Origin of the sequence: Bacillus cereus group sp. MYBK222-1, assembly GCF_051916425.1 — a bacterium.
GTDB classification, from domain to species: Bacteria; Bacillota; Bacilli; order Bacillales; family Bacillaceae_G; genus Bacillus_A; species Bacillus_A paranthracis.
Genome location: NZ_JBQAGP010000001.1, coordinates 754,817 through 781,223 on the forward strand (window position 1 = coordinate 754,817; position 26,407 = coordinate 781,223).

The window sequence follows — 26,407 nt, forward strand, 5'->3', positions numbered from 1 at the left end:
TGATTATTTATATAAATAAATTTAATTAGGAGGAAAATAAGATGAAACAGACAGAGCAATGGACTTCGAAATTAGGTTTTATAATGGCTGCAGCCGGATCGGCAATTGGACTTGGCGCAATATGGAAGTTTCCTTATATCGCTGGCAAGAGCGGGGGAGGAGCATTCTTTTTAATTTTTATATTATTTACTGTATTAATTGGATTACCACTACTTATAGCTGAATTTATGATTGGACGTAGTACGCAGAAACAAGCAGTTGGCGCATTTAAAAGTATTGCACCAAATACAGGGTGGCACTGGATTGGACGCCTTGGCGTCGGAACGTGTTTTATACTACTTTCGTTTTATAGTGTTGTAGGTGGATGGGTGTTAATTTATTTATTCAGAGGAGTAACGGGACAACTTATTACTCCAGGACAAAATTACGGTTCATTATTTACTGAAACAATTGGAAATCCTGTTTGGGCAATTATGGGACATTTCGCTTTTATGTTCATTACGATTTGGGTCGTATCAAAAGGTGTACAAAACGGAATTGAAAAAGCAAGTAAATATATGTTGCCAGCGTTGTTCGTTTTATTTGTCGCTCTTATTGTTCGCTCATTAACACTTGATAATGCAATGGAAGGTGTGAAGTTTTTCTTACAACCAGACTTCTCAAAGATTACTTCAGAAAGTATTTTGTTCGCAATGGGACAATCTTTCTTTGCGATTAGTATCGGGATATCGATTATGGTCACGTATAGTTCCTATTTAAATAAAAAAGAAAGTTTACCAAAATCAGCAATAACAATTGTTGGATTGAATTTATTTGTTTCATTATTTGCAGGACTCGCAATTTTTCCGGCCGTGTTTTCATTAGGAATGGAGCCAACAGAAGGGCCTGGATTACTATTTATCGTATTACCATCAGTATTTAGTCAAATTCCATTTGGTGGGTTTTTCTTAACAGTATTCCTTGCACTATTTACATTTGCGACATTAACATCGGCATTTTCACTATTAGAGACAGTTGTTTCAGCAGTAGCAAATGGCGAACAAGAAAGAAGAACAAAGTTATCATGGATGATCGGTTTCTGCATTTTCTTAGTAGGTATACCATCAGCGTTATCATTTGGAGTATGGAGTGATATTACGATTTTCGGAAAAAATATTTTTGATGCAGTAGACTTCTTATCTAGTAATATATTAATGCCACTTGGTGCACTATTCATTAGTATTTTCGTTTCATTTAAAATGGAAAAAAAGGTATTAGAAGCAGAGTTTTTTGTAGGTGGAAATTATGGCAAGAAAGTATTTACTTGTTGGGCGTTTTTACTTCGATTTGTAGCACCACTCGCAATCATTATCGTCTTTTTAAATGTAATAGGGATTATTTAACAGTTGATGTTATAATATTCAGTAAAAAAGAAGGTGATGATCATAAAGGCGAATTTGATAGAAGCAGGGAAATACATGCATATTAGAGGAAAAAAGCTATACGTTGAAACGCATGGAAACCCTAAAAATAAACCAGTTCTATACTTGCATGGTGGACCAGGAGAAAGTTGCTATGATTTTTCATTTCATCAAGCGGAACGTTTAAAAGATTCTTTATATGTAATTATGATAGATCAAAAAGGTGTTTGTCGCTCAGAAAAAATTACTGAAGACGAAGCTTTTGGATTAAATGATTTGATTGAAGACTGTGAGGAATTAAAAAAAGTATTACAAATTGAGAAGTGGTCTGTAATTGGACATTCTTTCGGTGGATATTTAGCATTGTTATATGCATCGATATATCCAAGTTCAATAGAGAAAATAATATTTGAAGGACCAACTTTCGATTTCGCATTAACAAGTAGGGCTTTGTTACAAAAGGCAGGGCATTTATTAAAAAAGTATAGAAAAGAAGAAGTAGCAAAAGAGTGCTTTGCTTATTCATCTAGCAATGCTTGTTCAGAAGAGTTGTTAGAATCTTATATAAGATTAAGTGATGAATTAGAAGAAAAAAGAATGGAACTTTACAATTATAAGGAAGATGTGACAGACGAGAGTTTATATAGTGATGAAGAGTGGGAAGAATTTTCAAATCGCTCCAAGATTCATTTTGATAGATTAAAATTAGAAGGAGCATTTCATACTTCATTATTACGAAAAATAAAAGATGTACAAAGTCCAATGCTATTAATAGTAGGAAAACATGATGTAGTAACGTGTGAAAAACAAATTGAAATATTTAATAAAGATGCCCGAAACGGCAAGTATATCGTATTTGAAGAGAGCGGTCATTCACCTCATTATGAGGAAGCAGATAGATTTGCAGAAACAGTCATACATTTTTTGAAATGAAGAAAAGGGTGCTTCTCTAAATAAGAAGCATCCTTTCTAAATTTCTGGATATGTGATTGTAATGCTAGGCCACTTACTTTGCCAGTTCTTTTTAATAACTCTGTTTTTGTACATATGTATACGCTCTTTCGATTCCAGAAAATGAGCTGTTGGTCTCACTTGTAAGGAAAGAACATCTTCAATGCCGCACGGAGCTGTTAATATAACATTGTTTTTTTCGTCTAATGTAACCCCTAAAGACGTTGCTGTTTCAGGGAATTTAGAAATAGCATCAACAGAAGAAGAATACGGTGGCATATTATTTACTACGTGCATACGAGCTTGATTCTTTACAGACCAAGGGATAGTAGCATCCATATTCATTAATTTCGTTTCTAATGATTGTTCGTATATCTCATCTTTATGTAGACTATCATAATAAATCACATCAACATCAGGCATAGTCGTTTTAGCTTCATAGTTATGTAAAGTATCCCAAATTTTAGAACGAACAAACCCGGCACAAATCCACCAATCAGGTAATTCTAGTGATTTTGCTAATTGTAATACGTCCATCATCCATTCGTCGTTTTCTATTAAGCGAATGATATGTTGCTCTGTTTGGATATTCATTGATATATTCACCTTTCTAGTAAATTAATGTATTAGTTCAATAATCCATAAAATCCAGTAAGCACCTGGTACAAATAGTAGTTGTGCTAATAATGTACCGAAAAGTCTAGAAATCATTAGCCAACCGTACATTTTACTCATAGACTCAGCACCATTCTCTGATTGTAAAGCACGTTCTGTTAAAAGAGCGATGCGTGGATCGAGTAGTACGGTTAATAAAATTGTAGCAAAACCATTTACAAGACCAGAAGCTGTACTTGCGTTTGTTGCATAATCTGGATTTAGAAATGAAGCGTAAAGGGCAGAAAGAACACCTGCTGTATAAATGGCAGTAGCAAACATATTAATAAGCATAATACGTTTTGGAATACCACCAATGCGTAGTCTATGAATCATTTCTAACTTTGGAAAGCGTACATATTTTTTTGTGTACTTTAACTTTTGAATGTTATTCGTCTTCATCATTCGAATGAATGAACCATCTGTTTCAAAATTTTGAATGACGTATCCAAATAGTTTTGTCAAAGTTGGATACAGTATAATCGCAAGTAATGTACCGATAGAAGCAGATAATAGAACGAGACGTATAATATGCTCTAAATCAATAGAAGAATCTAGTTTTGCTTCATCGACAATACCACCGATTAAAAAGGCTTGTAGTAAGTTAGATGTTCTAGAAATAAGCAGTACCATTCCTACGACGGATAAGGCAACGGCAATCTTTTTTAAACGTACACCAGCTAATCGAATACTATAAGAGCTAGTTTCAACCGCATGGATAATAATTGTGAAAGCCATTATAAAAATTAACGTAATTGACATTTGTTTCACCAGTTTCTATTAAAATAATTGTAACTTTTTCACTTTACCATATGTATCTTTTTTTGTAACTGAAAGTATGTGACATAGGAAAAGTAATTTTTCAGAAAAAAAGATAATGATAGTATTATAATAGAAGGGAAAGAGGGGAGATCTGTTATAGGTTACTTATAAAGTAAAATGAGTGGGGGATTGAAACGTGTACACAACATATTTATTTGATTTAGATGGAACATTGACGGATCCGAAAGAAGGGATTGTCAATTCAGTATTGTATGCATTAAAAAAGGTTGGCATTGAAGAATTACATATAAGCGAGTTAGATTCATTTATTGGTCCACCCATCCAGCAATCATTTGTAGAGAGATATAATATGAATGAAGGAGAAGTTGAACGAGCTGTTTTTTATTTCAGAGAATATTTAAAGCAACGTGGATTGTTGGAGAATAATGTTTACGAGGGTATTCCAAATCTTTTAAAACAATTAAAAGATACTGGAAATCGTTTATTTATAGCAACTTCAAAGCCTACTATATTTGCTGAACAAGTTGTAGAGCATTTTCAACTAACAAATTATTTCGAAGGTATTATTGGAAGTAATTTAGATGGTACAAGAATAAAAAAAGAAGAAATCATTGCTCATATTTTACAAACAAATGAAGAACTTAATAAAGAAGAAATTGTTATGATTGGAGATAGAAAGCACGATATAATCGGCGCGAATCATAATGAAATTGCATCGATCGGCGTTTTATATGGCTATGGTAGTGAAATGGAATTGACTGAAGTTGGTGCGACTCATATCGTAAATGATGTAAAAGAACTACATCATTTTTGTTTAGAAAACAGTTTGATAAAGAAGTAAATATAGAGACTAATAATCCCTTTATAACGTATGATGATGAAATCGTTTTTTGTTTAAAGGGATTTTTCATATGTAATCGAATACTTATAATTAGACATTTTTAGCATGAAAAATTTGTATGAATAAGAGGAGGGATGTCAGAATCAAAAGATTAGTAGTAGAAGTTTATCAATAAAAGTTTGAATCTTCTGTTAAAGGAGGGGTATAATTGGAGCTAGTTATTATATTATTAGCACTTAGTTTACTTATGTTTGTAGCTTATAGAGGCTTTTCTGTTATTTTATTTGCACCGATTTTTGCTTTATTTGCAGTGTTTTTGACAGAGCCTAGTTTTGTATTACCTTTCTTTTCGAATATTTTTATGGAGAAAATGGTAGGTTTTATTAAACTATATTTTCCTGTATTTTTACTTGGAGCAATATTTGGGAAAGTAGTAGAAATGTCAGGAATTGCGGACTCAATTGCAAAGACAATTATAGAGTTAGTTGGTGAAAAACGTACGATATTAGCAATTGTATTAATGGGGGCTATTTTAACATATAGCGGTGTTAGTGTGTATGTAGTAGTGTTTGCTGTATATCCATTCGCAGCAAAGCTGTTTCGACAAGCGAATATTCCAAAACGTTTAATCCCTGGAACGATTGTTCTTGGAGCAGTCACGTTTACGATGGATGCGCTACCTGGATCACCACAAATTCAAAACGTAATACCTACAACGTTTTTTAAAACAGACATTTATGCTGCGCCGGTACTTGGTATTGTAGGGGCAATTTTTGTACTTACGTTAGGTTTACTATATTTAGAGAGTAGACGTAAGAAGGCGAAAGCAGCTGGAGAAGGATATTTTGGTTTTAACGATGGGAATACGGAAATGGCAGCTTCTTTACAAGTAGAACAAAAAGATATGCCGTTACTGAAAAGCCTTGAAATTACAAGAGCACAGCAAGTAATTGCTTTTATACCACTTGTTTTAGTAGGTGTAATGAATAAAGTTTTTACTATCATGATACCGAAGTGGTATCCGAATGGTTTTGATTTTTCTACAATTGGTATGAAAGCATTTGGAAAAGTAGAATTAAGTGCAGTAGTTGGAATTTGGTCGGTAGAATTGGCACTTATAATAGGTATTGTAACAACGTTATTATTATATTGGAAACGAGTCGTAACAGGATTTCAAGCTGGATTGAATACAAGTATTGGCGGAGCGTTACTTGCGACAATGAATACAGGAGCTGAGTTTGGTTTTGGTGGTGTCATCGCCGCACTTCCAGGTTTTGCAATCATGAGAGATGGCATTTCTGCCACATTCACAAACCCTCTCGTGAATGGAGCAGTCACGACGAATATTTTAGCCGGTATTACAGGCTCTGCATCAGGAGGAATGGGAATCGTTTTAAGTGCAATGGGAGATAAGTTTATTGCAGCGGCTCATCGATTTGATATTCCGTTAGAAGTAATGCATCGTATCGTATCAATGGCATCAGGAGGAATGGATACACTACCACATAACGGGGCTATTATTACTATTCTTACAGTAACCGGATTAACTCATAAACAGTCATATAAAGATATATTTGCAATTACAGTTTTGAAAACGCTTGCTGTATTTTTAGTTATCACGTTCTATACTTTAACAGGGATTTATTAAATAGATATTTTATAGACGAAAACATGAATTAGGGAAAGAAGAGGTGGAGTAGTTGCAAGAAGTTGCTGAATTTCGTATGCCGAAGTCTGTATTATATGGAAGAAATTCGCTTGAAAAACTGGGGGAACAATCCAAGAAATTCGGGAAAAGAGCGTTTATAGTTACGGATACAATTATGGAGAATTTAGGATATGTTGAGAGTTGTATACAACAATTAAATACAAAAGGTATTACCGTTATTACATATAATAAGGTAAATGCTGAGCCTACAAATATACACGTGTTAGAGGCGTTAACTATTTGTAAAGAAGAAAAGTGTGATTTTATTATCGGTCTTGGTGGTGGAAGTTGTATTGATGCAGCAAAAGCAGTTGCGGTGTTATATACAAATGGCGGAGAAGTAGAAGATTATGTCCAAAAGGATATGGAAATAGACAATGATCCGCTACCGCTCATTGCAATTCCAACAACTTCGGGTACTGGGTCAGAAGTAACAAGTGTAGCAGTAATTACGAATAAACGAACAGATGTAAAAATGATGATGAAGCATCCGAGTTTTACCCCGCAAGTAGCGATTATTGATCCGATTTTAACACGTTCTGTACCACCTCATATTACAGCAGCAACAGGGATCGATGCATTATGTCATGCAGTCGAAGCATATATTTCTAAAGTTTCACAATCACTTACAGATGTACTCGCTCTTTCAGCAATTGAAAGTATTATGAAATATTTACGTATTGCTTATGAAGATGGGGAGAATATGGAGGCAAGAGAAGCGATGATGATTGCTTCCTTACAAGCTGGAATTGCATTTTCAAACGCATCTGTTACGTTAGTTCATGGAATGTCGAGGCCAGTTGGGGCATTATTTCATGTACCACACGGTATATCAAATGCAATACTATTACCTACAGTTTTAGAATATACAAAAGGTAGTGCGGTAAAAAGATTAGCGGAAATTGGCCGCTGTTTAAATAAAGATTTGCATTCCTATTGTGATGAAGAAGTAGCCGACTACACGCTGGGGGAAATAAAAAAACTTTGTTTTGATCTTCGTATTCCAAATTTAAAAGAATATGGAATTGGTGAGGTTGAGTTTGAAAAAGCTATTTCTAAAATGGCGTCAGATGCAATTGAAAGTGGAAGTCCAGCGAATAACCCACGTGTGCCATCATATGATGAAATTAAACAGTTGTATCGAGAATGTTTTCATTATAAATATGAAGATTCAATAAAAACATTAGGGGATTAATTTCAGAATATTCTTATAAAATTTCCTTGGAAATAGTTAAAACAAGACTTTATATTTCAAACGTAAAGTCTTGTTTTATTATGTATAATATACATAATAAAATGTCGAAATAATCTTGAATAAATAGTATAAGGTGGGTGTGGGTTTAATGAAAACGATAGGTCTTATTGGTGGTATGAGTTGGGAATCAACTGCTGAATATTATCGAATCATAAATGAAGAAATAAAAAGTAGATTAGGTGGGTTACATTCAGCTAAATGTTTAATTAATAGTGTAGACTTTGAAGAGATTGAAGGATTCCAGTCTAGCGGTGATTGGGATAGTGCAGGAGAAATTCTAGGGAATGCAGCATATTCATTACAAATGGGAGGCGCAGACTTTATTATTATTTGCACAAATACAATGCATAAAGTAGTTGAGAAAATAAAGGAGAATATTCATATTCCAGTCTTACATATCGCAGATGCAACTGCGAAAGAAATGAAAAGAAAAGGTATTCAAACTGTTGGTTTACTTGGAACAAAATATACAATGGAGCAAGATTTCTATAAATCACGTATTAAAGAGAATGATATAAAAGTCATAGTGCCATTAGAAAAAAATAGAGAAAAAATAAACGAAGTCATATATACAGAATTATGTTTAGGAAAAATCGTATCTCAATCCAGAGAGTATTATAAAACAGTTATAGAAGATTTAGTGCAAAAAGGCGCACAGGGTATCATTTTAGGATGTACAGAAATAGGATTATTAATAAAGCAGGAAGACGTATCCATTCCAATATTCGATACGACTTATATACATGCAGTTGAAGCAGTTAATTTCGCCGTAGGAAATAGATTATAATTATATTATGTAACCTAATTTGTATATGTGGAAAACATTCAGAAAATATTTTATAATGTAAGTGGTTACATGTAAGGGGGAATGCGTATGTTTTCAGTTCAACCAATCGCATTTGTACATAATGAAAGAAAGGAAATAAAGGATGATGAGTGGGGAGAAGTAAAATCCTATATTACTTTAACTGAATTGTATACAGAAGAAAGTATACAAGGGATTGAAGATTTTTCTCATATTGAAGTTGTTTTTTATTTTCATAAAGTAACTGATGAACAAATTCAATATTTTGCTAGATATCCTAGAAATAATCATGATTATCCTAAAGTAGGTATTTTTGCACAGCGTGGAAAAAATCGTCCGAATCGTATAGGAGCAACCATTGTAAAGGTAATCAAAAGAGAAGGTAAATCAATTATTGTTGAGGGGTTAGATGCTATTGATGGTACCCCTATATTGGATATAAAGCCGATAATGAAAGAGTTTATGCCGAAAGAAGAAATCGTACAGCCTAAATGGGCAACGGATATAATGAAACAGTATTGGAAGGGGAATGGAGTAAAATGAGAATATATGAGGCAACAATTGCAGATTTAGATGGACTAGCATCAGTTTTTAATAACTATCGTATGTTTTATAGACAAGATTCCGATTTAGAAGGAGCAAAAGTATTTTTACGAAATCGAATCGAGAAAAAAGAATCAGTTATTTTCGTGGCAGTTGAAGACGGAGAATATATTGGATTCACACAATTATATCCATCATTTTCTTCTATTTCGATGAAAGAATTATGGATTTTAAATGATTTATTTGTACAAGCTACTAAGCGCGGGGCAGGAACAGGAAAAAAATTATTAGAAGCTGCGAAAGGATTCGCCTTAGAAAATGGTGCAAAAGGTGTAAAATTACAAACAGAGATTGATAATTTATCAGCGCAGCGATTATACGCTGAAAATGGTTATTTGAGAGATAATCGTTATTTCCATTATGAATTGACGTTTTAAAAAATATTAGATGAAAAGAGGCGCTTTCATTTTGAAGGCGTCTCTTTTCATTTGCATTATAGTTGACTTAAAAGCCAATTTGTCGCATCTTCAAAGTTTTCTGCAATGTAGTTTGGTTCAATATGTGCCCACTTGTCTCGGTACGTATGTAAAGCGTCGTATCCAGCGCCTGTTCGTACTAAAATCGTTGACGCATTCACTTTTGCTCCTGCAACGATATCAGTCCAGCGATCACCAATTACAGCACATTGTGTTAAATCAAGCCCGTGTCTTTCAGCTGCTTGTAGCAGCATGCCTGTATTTGGTTTACGACATTCGCAACCATCACCGTGTTTATGAGGACATACATAAATATCATCAAAACCGAAGCCTTCTAATTCTTGTACAAAATCGGTTACAGTTGCTATCCCGTCAGCGATACCTGGCTGGTTTGTAAAAGAGAAAATTTTTATATGATTAGCTTTTAGTTTTTGCAAGGATGTTTTTGTAAAAGGAAATAATGTAAATGATCCTGGGTAATGTATTGTAGTATCGCCACCAATTGTACCGTCACGGTCAATGAAAATTGCTTGAAAGTTTGTCATAGTTATAGTCCTTTCCGTTAAAAAGTAGTTTAAAAATATTTTACAAATCGGTAACCATTTACTTCATATCCTAATTTTTTGTAAAAAGGATGAGCCTCTACTCTTTTTGTTCCACTAACTAGCCATGTGCCAATGCAATTATGCTTCTTTGCTAATTGCTCTGCATAATCCATTAATACTTGCCCAATGCCTTTTCGTCGTATTGTAGAATCAACGCTAATAATTGAAATTTCCCCATAACGAGTTACATCTTCTAAATTTTCACGTATACGAAACCCAAGTAATCCAAATATAGTTTCTTCTTCCTCATAAACATATAAAAAATCAAAAGGACTCATTTGTACGAATTGCAATCGGTTGTTCATATCTTCATAGGAAATAGAGGAACCTTTTAATTCTTTCGTCAAAGAGCAAAGCGCATCTATATCGTCTATCGTCGCTTCACGAATTTGAAAAGACATATTATCCACTCCAATAAAATGTAATCAAACATTTATTATTCTGTTAAAAAATATTTTTTCCTGCTAGGAAAGTAAATATTTTATAATGATATATAAATAGTTATATATTATTCTTTTCCTTGTTTGTATTGGAAATGGAAAGAAGGGGAATGTATGTTAGAAGTAAATATCCGTTCTGCTGGATATGAAATAGGTGAAAAAACAATTCATGATATCGCTTTTTCTATTGAAAAAGGTGAATTAGTTGCTCTTATTGGTGCAAATGGTGCCGGGAAAAGTACGACGATTAAAACGATACTCGGGTTACTTGTAAATGTGGATGGTGAAATATCATTTGGCGAGAAGAAAAATCCGTATGCATATGTGCCAGAACACCCGACATATTATGATTATTTGACGCTTTGGGAACATATTGAATTATTAATGGCAGCTCGCGAGAACGAAGCCGGAAGCTGGGAACGGAAAGCTGAAGAGTTATTACATATGTTTCGAATGGATAAGCATAAACATGAGTATTTATCAAAGTTTTCTAAAGGTATGAAACAAAAATCGATGCTTATATTAGCGTTTTTAACAGAACCAGATTTTTATATCATTGACGAACCTTTTATCGGACTAGATCCAGTAGCTACGAAAGAGTTTTTAAGTTATTTATATAAAGAAAAAGAACGCGGGGCAGGAATTTTACTTTGTACGCACGTATTAGATACAGCTGAAAGAATTTGCGAAAGATTTTTACTCATCTCTCAAGGTACATTAGTCGCAGATGGCCATTTAGAGGCAATTCAAACGTTAGCAGAAATGCCAGGAAGTTCATTATTAGATTGTTTTGATGTAATCGTAAGGCGTGAACAGCATGATTAAAAAACAATTTTATAAAAGATTACGCCATGAACTGGGGCGCAAATGGAAGTCCATACGTTCTATAACTGATTGGACGGTTGCGCTATATATTATTATTCCGGCACTTATATTTATGGGAATTTATTATCGTTCACTATGGATGGAAGAACTAGCGATAGGAGAGACGGTTTTTTTCGGATTAGGCCTACTCGCATTTTATGTGATTACATATGCAAGAGGAGTTCGCTCATTTTTTGAGCAAGCGGATAGTTTATTTTTAATTTCGTATCCTGTTCACATGAAAAAGTTAATCCAGTATGGCATGACATATACGTTTATTCGAATAGCAATAACGAATGTAGTAGTTGTTGTTGCGATGTTACCAGTGTTGATGAAAAGTATTGGAGTGACGAAGATACAAGTCGTATTATTTTGGCTATTCTTTACTATATTTCGATTTTTGTTGGCGTTATTAACGAGATTTATTCATGTACGTGTGGGGAAACGATGGCTACTATGGATTATAAAAAATGTAATATTTTCTATAAGTCTATCCTTTTTTGGATTGAGTTTGTTTCTTATTTATAAAAATCCATTGTATTCTATACTAAGTATCGGTCTAGCAGTGTTTCTAATTATCATATTGATAAAAGAAAAATTAAATTATAAAAATTGCTTTTTTAAAGAAGTTGAGAGAGAAAAAGAAGAAAGTATGCGCTGGACGAGTGGGATTATGCAAGTTGGTGGTCATGCAGCTAAACCGAGTAGTTCGAATAAAAAGCCGTGGATGTTTCCGCGTTCTAAAAAGTTTTTAGGAAAGAAAACGGATTATCGTATTGTTGAATCCTTTTTAAAAGAATTTTTCCGTACAAGTAGTGCACGAATATTTTATATTCAAATTGTATGTATAAGCATTGTCAGTATTATTATGAGTCCGAAATGGATTGCCGCTATTATTCTTGCATTTGCTTTATTTGCAATTTCCCGCTATGCACGCGATTATTGGACTGAGTTTGCGAAAAAAATGTTTCTTCATTTATATTGTGATGAAGGAAAATTACTATTGTTAAGATGGAGGGCAGATCGCTATTTATTACTTCCAGTAATACTTTTATATGGAATAGTTATACTTTCTCATTTTTATTTATTACCAGCTTTAATTGCTGGAGTCATTTTTATAGTATGGATTGGTTGGATAGTATTCTTACCATAGAAAAAAGAGCCGAAAAATGGCTCTTTTTTCTAATCTGTAACACATTGATAAATAAAATATACTAAAACGAGTATGCTTGCGGCGGAATACATGGCATCTAAAGTCATCGGAGCTCCTCCTCATTATTGTTGTATTTTTATTGTATGAAATCTTACAATTTCATATTCAAGTGAAAAATATGTGAACGTTAACAAAATTGTAAAGTGCAAAAATTACAATCATTTTGTATAATAGAGAAAACAACCGTTATATAAAATATAATGAGTGAAAGGGGAGGAAACATACATGCCAAATTGGTTTAGAAAAACCTTAGTCGCATTAATTACCGTATTTACATTTGGTTTAGTGACGCCTCCTTCCATATTGCTTGATAATGCCAAAGCTGCGGACAAGCCTACGAGCACAGCTGGGCAACAAAATTTGGAGAGTACGTCCTATACATATGAAGAAACGAATGACAGGTTAACCACCGATACTTTTATTACTTATGCAATGCAAGAAGCAGAGAAACAGTCGATGCAAAAGTTTGGTACTAAAATTGGCCCAGTAATTGAAGATGAGTTTAAAGATGTAATATTACCGAAGATTGAAGAGGCAATTGCTGAACTAGCAAATGATGTACCGGAAGATTCGTTACAATCATTAGCGATTTCTCAAAAACCAGCTGGTGGAAATAATGAAAAGATTTTTCACGTTTACGATACGAAAACAGGAAATGACTTATTGCGTTTCCACGTAAGAAGAGATCATCCACCGCAAGATGGGTATTATTTTAATTTCCACTATCACCGTTTTGATGATGGGTACTCCGGACATCATGAGTTGGGAAATATTTATTGGAATACGAATGTGCCGCCAAAATGGCTTTCTTAAAAAGAACAAGAGAAATCTTGTTCTTTTTTTATGTTTATAGAAGGGTAAGACGACTATGTTGTTGAATAAAATAGGTTTAGAAAAAGAAGTAAAGGGAGTAGGACAATGCAAAAATATATTGTTTTTGACTTTGATGGCACATTAGTAGATTCACAAAATATATTTGTACCAATTTATAATCAACTTGCTGAAAAGCACGGATATAAAACGGTAAGGGAAGAAGAAATTGAGTATTTACGTAAATTAACGATGCCAGAAAGATGTAAACAACTTGATGTACCGCTGTATAAACTACCAATATTAGCGCTGGAGTTTTATAAATTGTATCAACCTGCCATAAAAGATCTTATTTTGTTCCATGGGATGAAGGAAGTATTAGATGAACTACATAAAAAAGATTACGGAATTGCAGTCATATCATCCAACTCAGAAGAGCATATTCGGGCGTTTTTACACAATAATGATATAGAAAATATACAAGAAGTGTATTGTTCTAAAAATTTGTTCGGTAAAGATAAAATGATTAAAAGGTTTTTAAAATCGAAAAAGATAACGGAGAAAGATATGTTATACGTCGGTGACGAACAGCGAGACGTAGCAGCGTGTAAAAAGGCTGGGGTGAACGTAATATGGGTATCTTGGGGATATGATGTCATTGAAACAGTGAAAAAAGATGCACCAGATTATATGGTCAATACACCTATGGAAATTGTACAAGTAGTACAAGGGGCGTATTCTTAATATGAATACACTTCGAGCAGGTATTCATCATATTGAATTTTGGGTAGCGAATTTAGAGGAGTCCATTTCTTTTTATGATATGTTATTTTCTATAATTGGCTGGAGAAAGTTAAATGAAGTAGCATATAGCACAGGAGAAAGTGAAATATATTTTAAAGAAGTAGATGAAGAAATCGTAAGAACTTTAGGACCAAGACATATTTGTTACCAAGCTATTAATAGAAAAGTAGTTGATGAGGTAGCAGAATTTCTTTCTAGCACGAAAATAAAGATAATACGTGGTCCGATGGAAATGAATCATTATTCGGGAGGGTACTATACGATTGATTTTTATGATCCGAATGGGTTTATTATAGAAGTGGCTTACACACCAAATGTAGAAATGTAAGGAGGAATATACATGAAAACAATTACAACATGGCAAAACAATATACAAATAGTAAAAGATGCAACGAATATTGCAGAAATTTCTAAAGGTTTTTCACCGGATAAGAAATATATAGTTACGACAATTGATGAGGAAAAATATTTGTTACGGATTGGCGATATACAAGAGTATGAAAGAAGAAAAATAGAGTTTCAAATTTTAAATGAAATGGAAAAACGTAACATACAGGCACAAAAGCCGATTGAAATAGGTATATTGGAAGATGAAAGTGTATGCTATAGTATTTTTTCGTATTTAGAAGGGGAAGATGCAAAGAAGCTATTGCCTACGTATTCACCAAAAGAACAATATGAAATTGGTATAGAGGCAGGAAAAGATTTAGCAAAAATGCATACATATGAAGCTCCTAATGATATACTTCCATGGTATGAAAGAGCAATGAAAAAACATAGTAAATATTTAGAGGCATATAAAACATGTGGAATAAACATAAAAAATGATGATAAAATCATAAAGTTTATTGAAGAAAATGAAATATCTTTAAAGAACCGCCCCAATCGATTTCAACACGATGATTTTCATTTAGAAAATATAATTGTACGGGATGGAAAATATGTAGGTGTTGTTGATTTTAATGGCTACGACTGGGGCGATCCACTTCATGATTTTGTGAAAATTGCACTGTTTGCAAGGGACATTAGTATTCCGTATTCAATCGGACAAATAGAAGGATACTTTAATAGAAAAATACCAGAGGAATTCTGGAAATTATACACGGTGTACGTTGGTATGACAGTTTTCTCCTCAGTTGTCTGGACATTACGAGCAGCGCCGCATATGTTAGATGATATGTTAGAGCGCCTTACTATAGTTTTAGAGGATCATAATAACTTTGAGTTATCGAAGCCAATTTGGTTTCAACCAAATAAGATTGATATGAAATAGAAAAGGTAGGTGTGATTCGCACCTACCTTTATTTTTTACCATCAAAATACTTATTTAATTTTCTTAAATGCAAGCGGCTGAGTACTTAGCGTAGCTGGTACATGTAACTGAAGGGAAGGGAATTCACCGTTCACACTCATTTCATATGCAAATAATAGATTCATCTTCATTTGGAATAAATCAACTTTTGCAGAAAAGATGTCGTAATGATGATGTGTTAATTGAATGTCCATCTCCATAAATTGTACAAATAACGAATCATCTCGCTTGTATACTTGTAATGTTCCGTATGCCGGATGTTCGAAAGTACCAGTATAATCCTCTAATTTATGAGAAGGTGTAGTTCCTTTAATTTGTTCTGGAATGGATTCAGTTGCTTCTTTTATCATTTCCTTCATTTTTTCAGTATCTTCTACAGCACGTTTATGCCAATCAATGGATTCTAATTCAAGTAGTTCGTCATAAATTTGATTAGCGAGATAAGTAGGAAGTAATGTTCCTCCAGCATTCGTTAAAATGACAAGGCCTATGTTTTCTGTTGGTATGAATGAAACAAGCGCTGAAAATCCATCGATATTACCGCCATGATGAATTACTTTTTTACCACGATAAGCGCTAATAAACCAACCAAGACCGTAACTATTTAATGGAGATTCAGGGAGTGATAAAACCGGTTGGTCTGGAATGGAATTGTGTGGTGTATACATTTGTTGTAATAATTCAGAGGAGATTAATTCATGATCTCCAAATTTTCCTTCATTTAAGTGGAGAAGTACCCAATTTGCCATATCTTTAATTGTAGAATTGATACAACCAGCAGCGCCAACGGTATCAATGTTGCGGAATGGAACTTCTTTTATTTCACCGTCATTTTCAATGTAAGGTAAAGCGTATTCATCTGTCGTTTGTGAATTGGTAACAGAGAAGTTTGTATGTCTCATATTTAAAGGTTCTAAAATATGTTCTGTAGTGTATTGCTCCCACGTTTGATTTGTTATGTTTTCTACAATATAGCTAATTGTCGCATACATTAAGTTGTTATATAGAAATGATGTGCGGAACGGTGCATCAAGTGGTAAATGTTTTATTTTTTCAACGAGATCTTTTCGAGATAAGGAAGAGCTGTACCAAAGGGCATCATGACGACTTACCCCGGTACGATGAGAAGCTAAATCTCTTCCTGTAACTTGTGAACTAGCAAGTAGTTCAGATAAAGAGAAGTTAGGTATATAAGACTGGACAGGAGTATCCCAATTAAACCTTTTTTGCTGTGCTAACAAACTTAATGAAAGTGTGCCAAAAGCTTTCGTTGAGGAACCAATTGCGAACAAAGTACGCGGTGTAACTAGTTCTTTTGTCTCTAGATTTCGATAGCCAAATCCTTCTGAAATAATAACTTCACCGTCTTTTATAATAGCTACAGCAGCTCCCGGAACGTTTAAATCCTTCATCATTTTTTCAACCGTTGTTTGTAAAGAAGTCATAACAGGCGTTTCAATTTTAGACATACTTCTAACCTCCAAATATAATTTTTGTTCTACCGCACTATACTTTCGGTAATAGAAAATGAAAACCTTTTTAAATATGGAAAGTTAATAATTTTGTAAGGATGAATAAAATTATTATTTATTTAGAATTTTATTTTTATTATAATTAATTTAAATTAAGATTTAGAAAAGATGGTGAAGAAGTGTGCTAACAATAAAAAAATTGCTCTGTGATAATAAAAATAATCCGATAGGTATAGATTCGAAAGTTGTTAAAATTAGTTGGCAAATCGAGTCGAGTAAACGAAATGTAAAACAACTTGCGTATCAATTGCAGGTTGCGAAGGATAAAGAGTTTCAAACTATAGTATTCGATTCACAGAAGGTAGAAACAGATCAAAGTTTATATATACCAATTAATTCGTTTTCATATAGTACGGAAACACGCTATTTTTACCGAGTGAAGGTATGGGATAATTACGGAGAAGAATCACCTTGGTCAGAAGTAGCATTTTGGGAGACTGGATTACAAGGGCAAAACTGGAGCGGAAAATGGATTGCTGCGAAAAAAGAACGCACGCAAGTTATGTCTTTTCATAAAAGCTTTTCTATTAAAAAATTAGTTAAAAAAGCACGTTTATATATGACTAGTTTAGGATTATACGAGGCTTCTATAAATGGAGAGCGTATTGGAGATTGTTATTTTACCCCTGGATGGACAAGTTATGATAAAAGGATATTGTATCAAGCATATGATATAACGCATGTATTAAAGATTGGGTATAATGATATTTCTACTCTGGTAGGTAACGGCTGGTATAAAGGGCCGATTACTATGCAGCATGTACGTAATTATTACGGGAAAAGACGTGCGATAATGGCTCAAATACATATCACGTATGAAGATGGAACGAAAGAAAAAATTGTAACAGATGAAACATGGAAAGTAACTCCAAGCCCTATTTTGTATTCGGAAATTTATGAAGGAGAAGTTTATGACGCTAGGCTAGAAGAAAGTGAACAAGTGCTAGAAGATGGTGAAGTAATTGAGCATTCCAAACAAATAATTGTTGCACAGGAAAATGAAGCGATTCGTAAAGTGAAAATTATAAAACCAATCGCTATTTCAAAACTACCCAATCATGAATGGCTTATTGATATGGGGCAAAATATGGTAGGTTGGGTTCGGTTTAAAGTCCGTCATGTTTATACTGGACAAAAGATAGAATTGCATCATGCTGAAATATTAAATAAAGACGGTTGCTTTTATACTGGGAATCTCCGAAAGGCAAAACAAAAAATAGTGTATATAGCAAAAGGAGAAGAGGAGGAAACGTTTGAACCTCATTTTACTTATCAAGGCTTTAGATATGTGAAAATAAGTGGATTAACCCAGCCCCCTCAAATAGCAGATTTTGAAGGGTGTGTATTACATACAGATATGGAAAAAGCAACAGCATTTGAAACGTCTAATCCATTAATCAATCAACTTCATCATAATGTGGAGTGGTCTCAAAGAGGGAATTTCTTTGATGTGCCAACAGATTGTCCGCAGCGGGATGATCGACTTGGATGGACAGGAGATGCACAAATGTTTATTGGGACAGCTACGCAAATTATGAATGTGCAATTGTTCTTTAAAAAATGGCTCCAAGATTTATCATTAGATCAAAATGTGAATGGAGCTGTGCCATTAGTTATTCCAGATGCATTTGGGAAAAGAGCGGATTTTGATTTACATACTTCTGGCGGTTGGGGCGATGCAGCAATTATTTGTCCATGGGTTCACTATTTACATTACGGAGATGTATCCATTTTAAAAGAGCAATATAACAGTATGAAGAAGTATATAGATTACATACGTTCACAAGGTGAAAATGAGTATTTATGGGATACAGGCTATCATTTAGGGGATTGGCTCGCATTAGATACGAAACCTGATGTATATGAAGGCGGAACAGACAAGCATTTTATTGCGACAGCTTATTACGCGTATTCTACATCGCTTTTACGAAAGGTTGCTGAGATTTTAGGTGAAAATACAGATGCTAAGTTTTATGCTGAGCTACATGGAAATATTGTTCAAGCGTTTCAAAATGAATTTGTTACACCGAATGGTAGGTTAATTTCAAATACCCAAACAGCCCACATATTAGTACTTCTTTTTGAACTAGTGAAAGATAATGTGAAGGAGAAAGTATTTAATCGATTAATTGAGCTTTTAAAAGCAAATAAAAATCATTTAACAACAGGTTTTATAGGAACACCGTATTTAAATTTAATATTAAGCAAGTTTAACCGTCATGACCTTGCTTGTAAGCTTCTATTTCATGAAGATTATCCATCATGGTTATACCAAGTGAAACGAGGTGCCACAACGATTTGGGAACATTGGGATGGTGTGAAAGAGGATGGAACCCTTTGGAATGATAGTATGAATTCGTACAATCATTACGCATATGGTTCTATCGTTGAATGGATATACCGATATATTATTGGATTAGAAGTGGATGAAACAAAACCAGCATATAAACATTTTTATATTCAGCCTCATTTTAATTCTAATCTAGATTGGGTTTGTATTAAGCGTGAAACAGCATATGGGGAAATTAAAATTGATTGGCGTGTAGAACATGGACAAGCAGTATTGAACGTTGATGTGCCAACAAATACATCTGCTACATTACGAATAGTGGAAGATGATTGGAGGTCAAGTGATATGCCTGAAATGAAATTAGGTTCAGGCGCATATGAATTTAGATTTTGTAAGAACATACAGAAGTAGAATTTTGTTAAGTATAGAAATGTTTTTTTATAAATTTAGTTTGTTCAATCTGTTAGCATTAAATTTATGATAAAATCCATATAGACTAGAGATTTGAAAGAAGGTTTTTCTACATATGAAACATGCTGAAAATGAATACTTAAATTTATGCCGCCATGTAATGGAGCATGGTACGAAGAAAGAAGACCGTACAGGGACAGGCACTGTATCTGTATTTGGATATCAAATGCGTTTTGATCTAAGTAAAGGTTTTCCTTTATTAACAACAAAGAGAGTGCCGTTTCGACTTGTAGCAAGTGAGCTACTTTGGTTTATGAAAGGTGATACAAATATTCGTTATTTATTGCAGCATAATAACAACATTTGGAATGAATGGGCATTTAAGAGTTGGGTAGAAAGTGAAGAGTATACTGGTCCTGACATGACTGATTTCGGTCTTCGCTCACAACAAGATGAGGAATTTAAAGTTCAGTACGATGAGCAAATGGAATTGTTTAAAAAGAACGTTTTAGAAGATGATGATTTCTCAAATAAATATGGTTATTTAGGAGACGTATATGGTAAGCAGTGGCGTGCTTGGAAAACGACAGCTGGTGAGACACTCGATCAATTAAAAGATGTAATTGAAATGATTAAGAAAACACCAGATTCGCGTCGCCTAATTGTTTCTGCGTGGAATCCTGAAGATGTACCAAGTATGGCATTACCGCCTTGTCATACGTTATTCCAATTTTATGTAGCAGATGGCAAACTTTCTTGTCAGCTATATCAAAGAAGTGGTGACATATTCCTTGGAATTCCATTTAACATTGCAAGTTACTCGTTACTAACACATTTAATTGCACATGAATGTGGACTTGAAGTAGGAGAATTCGTTCATACAATTGGAGATGCACACATTTATACGAATCATTTTGAACAAGTAGAAAAGCAATTGGCACGTGAACCACGTCCATTCCCGAAACTTATATTAAATCCAGATGTGAAATCTGTGTTCGATTTTGAAATGGAAGATTTAACAATTGAAGGATATGATCCACACCCAGCAATTAAAGCACCGGTTGCAGTGTAATTGTAGAGGAGATGAAAAGATGATAGTTTCATTTATGGTCGCAATGGACGAGAATAGAGTAATTGGTAAAGATAATAATTTACCTTGGCGCTTACCGAGTGAATTACAATATGTAAAGAAAACAACGATGGGTCATCCGCTTATTATGGGAAGAAAGAACTATGAAGCGATTGGTAGACCACTGCCTGGAAGACGTAATATTATTGTAACTCGCAATGAAGGGTATCATGTTGAAGGATGTGAAGTAGCACATTCTGTAGAAGAAGTGTTTGAGCTATGCAAAAATGAAGAAGAGATCTTTATTTTTGGCGGAGCACAAATTTATGATCTCTTTTTACCTTATGTAGACAAGTTATATATAACAAAAATCCATCATGCATTTGAAGGAGATACATTCTTCCCAGAAATGGATATGACAAATTGGAAAGAAGTTTTTGTTGAAAAAGGTTTAACGGATGAAAAAAATCCGTATACGTACTATTATCATGTATATGAAAAGCAACAATAATAATAAGGATTGATGTGAATATTCGCATCAATCTTTTTATTTATATCCATCAATATAGGTTTATAGATGAGATTCGATAGTGCTATAATGAAAGGTAGCATGTGAAAATGCTAAAATTTTCAAGAGTATTAAGAGAGAAAGAGGAGGAGAATCGATTGAGAAAGATATGGGGGATTCTTTTTCTTTGCTTAACATTCATGTTAGTCGGATGTGGTAAAGAAGAAAAACCACAAGAAGCATTTGATACATATGCAAAAGCATGGAATAAACAAAAATTTGCAGAAATGTATGATCAATTATCAGAAAAGGCAAAAAAAGATATTTCAAAGAAAGAGTTCACTGAGAAATATGAAAAAATTTATTCTGGCATTGAAGTGAAAAACTTAAAAGTAGAAGCAGGAGAAGTAAAAGAAGATAAAAAAGATGAAGGTCCTGTTCCTTTTAAAGTAAGCATGGATACTGTTGGTGGTAAAATCAATTTTGCCCATGAAGCAAAAATGGTGAAAGAAAAGGATGGAGATAAAGAATCTTGGAAAATAGATTGGACTCCTGATTTTATATTCCCAGGTATGACGAAAGATAGTAAAGTGCGTATGCAAACGACAGAGCCGAAGCGCGGAGAAATATATGACCGTAACGGTAAATATCTTGCGGTAAATGGTAAAGCTTCTGAAATCGGATTGATTCCTGAAAAATTAGGGGATACAGCTCCGCAAACGAAAGAAACGGTAGCGAAGTTACTAAATATGTCTGTCGAAGAAATTGATCAAAAACTAGCAGCTAAATGGGTAAAACCAAATTACCTTGTACCAATTGGAATATTGCCTGAAGGAGCAACACAAAATACGTACATAGATTTACCTGGTGTTGCAACAAAACCAGTAAATGTTCGCTCATATCCATTAGGAGAAGAAGCCGCACATCTTACTGGCTATATTGGAAAAGTGAATGCTGAAGATTTAAAAACGTTACAAAAGAAAGGTTATCAAGCAGATGATCCAGTAGGTAAAGCCGGTTTAGAGCAAGTACTGGAAGAAAAGCTACGCGGTAAAAAAGGTGGTCGTGTCTTCGTAGAAGATGCACAAGGAAAAGAAATTAAAAATTTAGCAAAAACAGATGCTGTTGATGGAGAAAATGTAACTTTAACGATTGACAGTGCAGTTCAAAGCGAAATTTATAATGAAATGAAAAATGAGGTAGGATCAAGTGCAGCAATTAATCCAAAGACTGGAGAAACACTTGCACTTGTGAGCACACCAGCTTATAACCCAAATACCCTTACAAGAGGGGCGTCAAAAGCGCAACGTGATGCGGTAAATAATGATCCGAAAAAACCGATGACGAATCGATTTACACAATTATCAGTTCCAGGTTCTGTATTTAAGCCTATTACAGCAGCAATTGGTCTTGAAACGAAAACGATTGATCCAAAAGAAGAGTTAAAAATTGAAGGATTGAAATGGACAAAAGATTCTTCTTGGGGTAATTATTATGTAACGCGTGTAAAAGATGCAAATCCGATTGATTTTGATAAGGCGATGAAATACTCGGATAATATTTATTTCGCACAAGAAGCTTTGAAGATCGGGAAAGACAAATTTATGAGTGAAGCGAAAAAATTCGGATTCGATGAGAAATTACCAATTGAATATGGATTCCCAGCTTCTAAAATCGCAAATGATAGTATTAAAAATGATATTCAAATGGCAGACACAGGTTATGGACAAGGACAAGTATTAATGACGCCACTCCATCTAGCATTAACGTACGCACCAATTGTTAATGATGGAAACATACCTTCTCCATATATTATTAAAACAGATAAGCAACCAAAAGTTTGGAAAGAGAATGTAATTTCAAAAGGCAATCAGGATATATTAAAAACTGCTATGACGAAAGTAATTAATGATCCAGATGGTACTGGGAAAATTGCTAAAATTGATGGCATGACTCTTGCTGGAAAAACAGGTACAGCGGAATTAAAAGTATCAAAAGAGGCTGAAGGAAAAGAACTAGGCTGGTTCGCTGCATTTGATTTAAATTCACCAGATATGGTTATTACTATGATGATTGAAGATGTAAAAGGTAGAGGCGGAAGTAATATTCCAGCTGAAAAAGTAAAACATGTATTTCAAAAATAATATGTAATAAAAGGTTAGCTCTATAATTTGTAGAGCTAGCCTTTTTCTATGAAAGAATTCCTAATATCTATATACTGAATTTTAAGGAAACAAAATAAATTATTAACTTACGAAAAAAAAGTAGCTATTTTTTATTGACATCGAATGAAACTTTTTGTATTATACTTACATAAGGTAAGTTATTTACTTTCAAATTATAAATCTCAAATTAAAGATAAAATGTAGAAAAGGGAGAGAATACAATGACAAAAGTACTATTTATTACAGCAAATCCAAATTCAGCAGAAGGTTCTTTCGGAATGGCAGTAGGGGAAGCATTCATCGAAGCTTATAAAAACGAACATCCACAAGATGAAGTTGTAACAATTGATTTATTCAATACTACAGTACCAGCAATCGATGCAGATGTATTCGCTGCTTGGGGTAAATTTGCAGCAGGTGAAGGATTTGAAGCTTTAACTGAAGCTCAACAACAAAAAGTTGCAGCAATGAACACAAACTTAGAAACATTTATGAATGCAGATCGTTATGTATTTGTAACTCCAATGTGGAACTTTAGCTACCCACCAGTAGTAAAAGCATACTTAGACAACGTAGCAATCGCAGGTAAAACATTCAAATATACTGAAAATGGTCCAGTTGGCTTATTAGAAGGTAAAAAAGCACTTCACATTCAAGCAACAGGTGGCGTATATTCTGAAGGAGCATACGCAGCTGTAGACTTCGGACGCAATCACTTAAAAACTGTATTAGGATTTGTCGGTGTAAATGATACTGAATATATTGCAGTTGAAGGTATGAATGCAAACCCTGAAAAAGCACAAGAAATTAAAGAAGCAGCAATTGCTAATGCTCGTGAATTAGCAAAACGTTTCTAATATATCATACTTAAAAATGTCCAAACACTTGTTGTTTGGACATTTTTTCTTCTTTTTCCTTCGTTTGTCTAGTATAATGAAGGTCGGAATGATAATAGGTGGGGGTTCTGTATGATTCAAACGTTTTTTAAAATCTTTTATTTAATTTTAATCGTAATTGCGATTACACCGAGAATGTGGCGTCTTAAAAGACAAGTAAATACGATGTCGCCACAAGAAAAAGATAATGCTGTGTACAAAACGACAAATTGGTTTGGTAAGAAAATGGTACATGTAGCTGGAGGAACAGTAGAAGTTAAAGGACTTGAAAATGTTCCGAAAGACAAGCCGGTACTAGTTGTAAGTAATCACCAGAGTAATATGGATATCCCTGTTTTACTAGGTTATTTAAATAAACCAATTGGCTTCGTTTCAAAGGCAGAGATTAAAAAGTTCCCAGTTGTACCAACTTGGATGGAACTTATGAATTGTGTATTTATGGATCGTAGCGATCGCCGCCAGTCACTTCAAGCGATTAAAGATGGGATTGAACTATTGAAGAATGGACATTCTATCGTAATTTTCCCTGAAGGAACGAGAAGTAAGGGTGGGGAAGTTGGAGAGTTTAAGGCTGGTAGTTTTCATCTTGCTGTAAAATCTGGTGTAGCAATCTTACCTGTAACATTAGATGGGACATATAAAATGTTTGAAGCAAATGGAAATCGTATGAAGCGAGCTCGTGCAACAGTAACAATTTCTAAGCCGATTACACCTGAAGAGTATGCGACTATGGATATTAAAGAGTTAACGAAGTATACACAGGATGTTATCGCATCACAATTACATAAGTAATAAAAAAGGTTTCAGCTTACATTAAGCTGAAACCTTTTTTATTATGCTGTAGGTAAGACGTAAAAGAGTACGCAGAAGAACATCATCGCACTACCACCTAATACGAAAAGATGCCAAATGGCATGGTTGAAAGGTAACTTTTCCCAAAGGAAGAATATAGCTCCTACAGAATATAAAATTCCACCTGCTAAAAGTAGTGAAAAACCATGTCCAGTTAGATTTTCATAAAGTGGTTTAATAGCAACGATTATGAGCCATCCCATTATGATATAACATAGCGTCGATGCCTTAATAAAGCGACGTACAAAGAAAATTTTGAAGATGATACCTCCGATTGCAAGGGTCCATATAATAGCAAGTAATGTCCATCCTAATGGGCCGCGGAGTGTAATAAGTAGAAAAGGAGTATACGTGCCAGCAATCAATAAGTAAATGGCTGAATGATCTAAAATAGTAAATATTTTTTCTACTTTAGGATGATGAATGCTATGTAACAATGTCGAAAACAAGTACAGTAAGAACATGCTTACACCGTAAACCGTAAATGCAACAACAGCAGATGCGGTACCGTGCTTAGAAGCATGAATAATCAATATGATTAAGGCAGGGATGCTTAAAATGGCACCGATACCATGTGTTATTGCATTTGCAATTTCTTCTTTTACAAATTGGGTCATTCGTGTCATTTTTTCAGTCATAATGGTAATCCTTTCTACTATTATAAAGTGAAACTTTAATCAGTGGGGGGGCATCCCCCCACTGATTTTCAGCCCTCACCAATCGGGCTTTTACGGGCAGCCCACCCCCACGTAACTTCTTTGCTTGCACTGAATTTTAAGGTGTGGTTCTTACTGCCCGTTAAAGCGGGATAAAATAATATGTCATTTCCCTTACCATATCATACACAAGAGCAATAGAAAATGAAATTTGTATAATTGATTATATTTTTGAATTTTTTTGACAAAAGGTAATGGTTTTGTTGACGTTTTCAAACTTTTTTGACAAAATAAAATTATGCAATAGTAGGACAAGGAATCTACTAATAAAGGGGATGGAGAAATGTTTTCAAATATTGGCTTTCCAGGATTAATTTTAATTTTAGTAGCTGTACTTATTTTATTTGGGCCGAAAAAATTGCCGGAAATCGGAAAGGCTTTAGGGGAAACGTTAAAAGAATTTAAAAAATCAACGAAAGAATTGACTGATGATGCATTTCAAGAGAAGGAAAAGAAAGAAAAAATGTAATGAATTTTCTTCGAAATGGATAAATAAAGTGTGGT

The 26,407-nt window shown here is 34.1% G+C and carries 27 protein-coding genes; 21 read left to right on the forward strand and 6 right to left on the reverse strand.

Annotation, left to right across the window (positions count from 1 at the left end):
* Positions 1–41: 41 nt before the first annotated feature.
* Both ACTFR9_RS03795 and ACTFR9_RS03800 read left to right on the forward strand, forming a co-directional pair.
* Positions 42–1,382, forward strand: coding sequence for a sodium-dependent transporter (locus tag ACTFR9_RS03795; protein WP_000814557.1), 1,341 nt, complete (start codon positions 42–44; stop codon positions 1,380–1,382).
* Positions 1,383–1,418: 36 nt separating this feature from the next.
* Positions 1,419–2,333, forward strand: a complete 915-nt coding sequence (locus tag ACTFR9_RS03800) for an alpha/beta fold hydrolase (protein ID WP_074565293.1) — start codon at positions 1,419–1,421, stop codon at positions 2,331–2,333.
* A 36-nt stretch (positions 2,334–2,369) separates the two neighbouring features.
* Here the strand turns inward: ACTFR9_RS03800 and ACTFR9_RS03805 are convergent, their stop codons facing one another.
* Together ACTFR9_RS03805 and ACTFR9_RS03810 are read right to left on the reverse strand one after the other, a co-directional pair.
* Positions 2,370–2,945 (reverse strand): nucleotidyltransferase family protein, encoded by a 576-nt coding sequence (locus tag ACTFR9_RS03805; RefSeq protein ID WP_001025798.1) that lies wholly within the window; start codon positions 2,943–2,945, stop codon positions 2,370–2,372.
* Between the two features lie 24 nt (positions 2,946–2,969).
* A complete protein-coding gene (locus tag ACTFR9_RS03810; protein ID WP_000028910.1) occupies positions 2,970–3,767 on the reverse strand; it encodes a lipid II flippase Amj family protein in 798 nt (265 codons plus the stop codon).
* Positions 3,768–3,963: 196 nt separating this feature from the next.
* Here ACTFR9_RS03810 and ACTFR9_RS03815 point away from each other — a divergent pair, with 196 nt between their 5' ends.
* The 6 genes from ACTFR9_RS03815 (at position 3,964) to ACTFR9_RS03840 (ending at position 9,377) form a co-directional block, all read left to right on the forward strand.
* Positions 3,964–4,629, forward strand: a complete 666-nt coding sequence (locus ACTFR9_RS03815; protein ID WP_000288833.1) for an HAD family hydrolase — start codon at positions 3,964–3,966, stop codon at positions 4,627–4,629.
* 208 nt (positions 4,630–4,837) lie between these two features.
* Positions 4,838–6,277, forward strand: a complete 1,440-nt coding sequence (locus ACTFR9_RS03820) for a GntP family permease (RefSeq protein WP_229136358.1) — start codon at positions 4,838–4,840, stop codon at positions 6,275–6,277.
* 52 nt (positions 6,278–6,329) lie between these two features.
* Positions 6,330–7,532, forward strand: coding sequence for an alcohol dehydrogenase EutG (eutG, locus tag ACTFR9_RS03825; RefSeq protein ID WP_098946740.1), 1,203 nt, complete (start codon positions 6,330–6,332; stop codon positions 7,530–7,532).
* Between the two features lie 148 nt (positions 7,533–7,680).
* Entirely contained in the window at positions 7,681–8,379 is a 699-nt protein-coding gene (locus ACTFR9_RS03830) for an aspartate/glutamate racemase family protein (RefSeq protein WP_074533062.1), read from the forward strand.
* Positions 8,380–8,466: 87 nt separating this feature from the next.
* On the forward strand, positions 8,467–8,940 hold the full coding sequence (locus tag ACTFR9_RS03835) for an SAM-dependent methyltransferase (RefSeq protein ID WP_076868184.1): 474 nt from the start codon (positions 8,467–8,469) through the stop codon (positions 8,938–8,940).
* Positions 8,937–9,377 (forward strand): GNAT family N-acetyltransferase, encoded by a 441-nt coding sequence (locus ACTFR9_RS03840; protein WP_046197531.1) that lies wholly within the window; start codon positions 8,937–8,939, stop codon positions 9,375–9,377. The genes ACTFR9_RS03835 and ACTFR9_RS03840 overlap by 4 nt, the downstream gene beginning before the upstream one ends.
* A 56-nt stretch (positions 9,378–9,433) precedes the next feature.
* Here the strand turns inward: ACTFR9_RS03840 and ACTFR9_RS03845 are convergent, their stop codons facing one another.
* Together ACTFR9_RS03845 and ACTFR9_RS03850 are read right to left on the reverse strand one after the other, a co-directional pair.
* Positions 9,434–9,961, reverse strand: coding sequence for an HAD-IIIA family hydrolase (locus tag ACTFR9_RS03845; RefSeq protein ID WP_000181094.1), 528 nt, complete (start codon positions 9,959–9,961; stop codon positions 9,434–9,436).
* A gap of 29 nt (positions 9,962–9,990) precedes the next feature.
* Positions 9,991–10,422, reverse strand: a complete 432-nt coding sequence (locus ACTFR9_RS03850; protein ID WP_000009783.1) for a GNAT family N-acetyltransferase — start codon at positions 10,420–10,422, stop codon at positions 9,991–9,993.
* Between the two features lie 153 nt (positions 10,423–10,575).
* Between ACTFR9_RS03850 and ACTFR9_RS03855 the strand changes: the two genes are divergently transcribed.
* From ACTFR9_RS03855 to ACTFR9_RS03880, 6 genes are all read left to right on the forward strand, one after another.
* Positions 10,576–11,286, forward strand: a complete 711-nt coding sequence (locus ACTFR9_RS03855) for an ABC transporter ATP-binding protein (RefSeq protein WP_000895233.1) — start codon at positions 10,576–10,578, stop codon at positions 11,284–11,286.
* Entirely contained in the window at positions 11,279–12,478 is a 1,200-nt protein-coding gene (locus ACTFR9_RS03860; protein ID WP_000592558.1) for an ABC transporter permease, read from the forward strand. Before ACTFR9_RS03855 ends, ACTFR9_RS03860 begins: the two co-directional genes overlap by 8 nt.
* 285 nt (positions 12,479–12,763) lie before the next feature.
* Positions 12,764–13,351, forward strand: a complete 588-nt coding sequence (locus ACTFR9_RS03865) for a YpjP family protein (protein ID WP_001134413.1) — start codon at positions 12,764–12,766, stop codon at positions 13,349–13,351.
* A gap of 105 nt (positions 13,352–13,456) precedes the next feature.
* Positions 13,457–14,092 (forward strand): HAD family hydrolase, encoded by a 636-nt coding sequence (locus ACTFR9_RS03870; protein ID WP_098946739.1) that lies wholly within the window; start codon positions 13,457–13,459, stop codon positions 14,090–14,092.
* A 1-nt stretch (position 14,093) separates the two neighbouring features.
* A complete protein-coding gene (locus tag ACTFR9_RS03875) occupies positions 14,094–14,480 on the forward strand; it encodes a VOC family protein (RefSeq protein WP_001094657.1) in 387 nt (128 codons plus the stop codon).
* Positions 14,481–14,492: 12 nt separating this feature from the next.
* On the forward strand, positions 14,493–15,425 hold the full coding sequence (locus tag ACTFR9_RS03880; protein ID WP_000849688.1) for an aminoglycoside phosphotransferase family protein: 933 nt from the start codon (positions 14,493–14,495) through the stop codon (positions 15,423–15,425).
* Positions 15,426–15,475: 50 nt separating this feature from the next.
* Here ACTFR9_RS03880 and ACTFR9_RS03885 read toward each other — a convergent pair whose 3' ends face one another.
* The gene (locus tag ACTFR9_RS03885; RefSeq protein ID WP_000034339.1) at positions 15,476–16,933 is read right to left on the reverse strand and encodes a serine hydrolase; all 1,458 of its coding nucleotides are present in this window, start codon (positions 16,931–16,933) and stop codon (positions 15,476–15,478) included.
* 184 nt (positions 16,934–17,117) lie between these two features.
* Here ACTFR9_RS03885 and ACTFR9_RS03890 point away from each other — a divergent pair, with 184 nt between their 5' ends.
* The 6 genes from ACTFR9_RS03890 to ACTFR9_RS03915 all read left to right on the forward strand — a co-directional run bounded on the left by ACTFR9_RS03890 (position 17,118) and on the right by ACTFR9_RS03915 (position 25,127).
* Entirely contained in the window at positions 17,118–19,697 is a 2,580-nt protein-coding gene (locus ACTFR9_RS03890) for an alpha-L-rhamnosidase (protein ID WP_000955696.1), read from the forward strand.
* A gap of 115 nt (positions 19,698–19,812) precedes the next feature.
* Positions 19,813–20,769, forward strand: coding sequence for a thymidylate synthase (locus tag ACTFR9_RS03895; RefSeq protein ID WP_000679613.1), 957 nt, complete (start codon positions 19,813–19,815; stop codon positions 20,767–20,769).
* Positions 20,770–20,788: 19 nt separating this feature from the next.
* Entirely contained in the window at positions 20,789–21,277 is a 489-nt protein-coding gene (locus ACTFR9_RS03900) for a dihydrofolate reductase (RefSeq protein ID WP_000637198.1), read from the forward strand.
* A gap of 155 nt (positions 21,278–21,432) precedes the next feature.
* Complete coding sequence (gene pbpC, locus ACTFR9_RS03905; RefSeq protein WP_001227220.1) at positions 21,433–23,418, forward strand: penicillin-binding protein 3; 1,986 nt, start codon at positions 21,433–21,435, stop codon at positions 23,416–23,418.
* Between the two features lie 242 nt (positions 23,419–23,660).
* A complete protein-coding gene (locus tag ACTFR9_RS03910; RefSeq protein ID WP_000170021.1) occupies positions 23,661–24,296 on the forward strand; it encodes an FMN-dependent NADH-azoreductase in 636 nt (211 codons plus the stop codon).
* Positions 24,297–24,407: 111 nt separating this feature from the next.
* Positions 24,408–25,127, forward strand: a complete 720-nt coding sequence (locus ACTFR9_RS03915; RefSeq protein WP_000616583.1) for a lysophospholipid acyltransferase family protein — start codon at positions 24,408–24,410, stop codon at positions 25,125–25,127.
* 41 nt (positions 25,128–25,168) lie between these two features.
* On the opposite strand, the gene trhA is transcribed toward ACTFR9_RS03915, so the two are convergent.
* On the reverse strand, positions 25,169–25,825 hold the full coding sequence (gene trhA, locus ACTFR9_RS03920; protein ID WP_000136887.1) for a PAQR family membrane homeostasis protein TrhA: 657 nt from the start codon (positions 25,823–25,825) through the stop codon (positions 25,169–25,171).
* A 361-nt stretch (positions 25,826–26,186) separates the two neighbouring features.
* Between trhA and ACTFR9_RS03925 the strand changes: the two genes are divergently transcribed.
* Positions 26,187–26,372: a twin-arginine translocase TatA/TatE family subunit gene (locus tag ACTFR9_RS03925; RefSeq protein ID WP_000492443.1), complete on the forward strand. Its 186-nt coding sequence runs from the start codon at positions 26,187–26,189 to the stop codon at positions 26,370–26,372.
* The last annotated feature ends 35 nt before the right edge of the window (positions 26,373–26,407 follow it).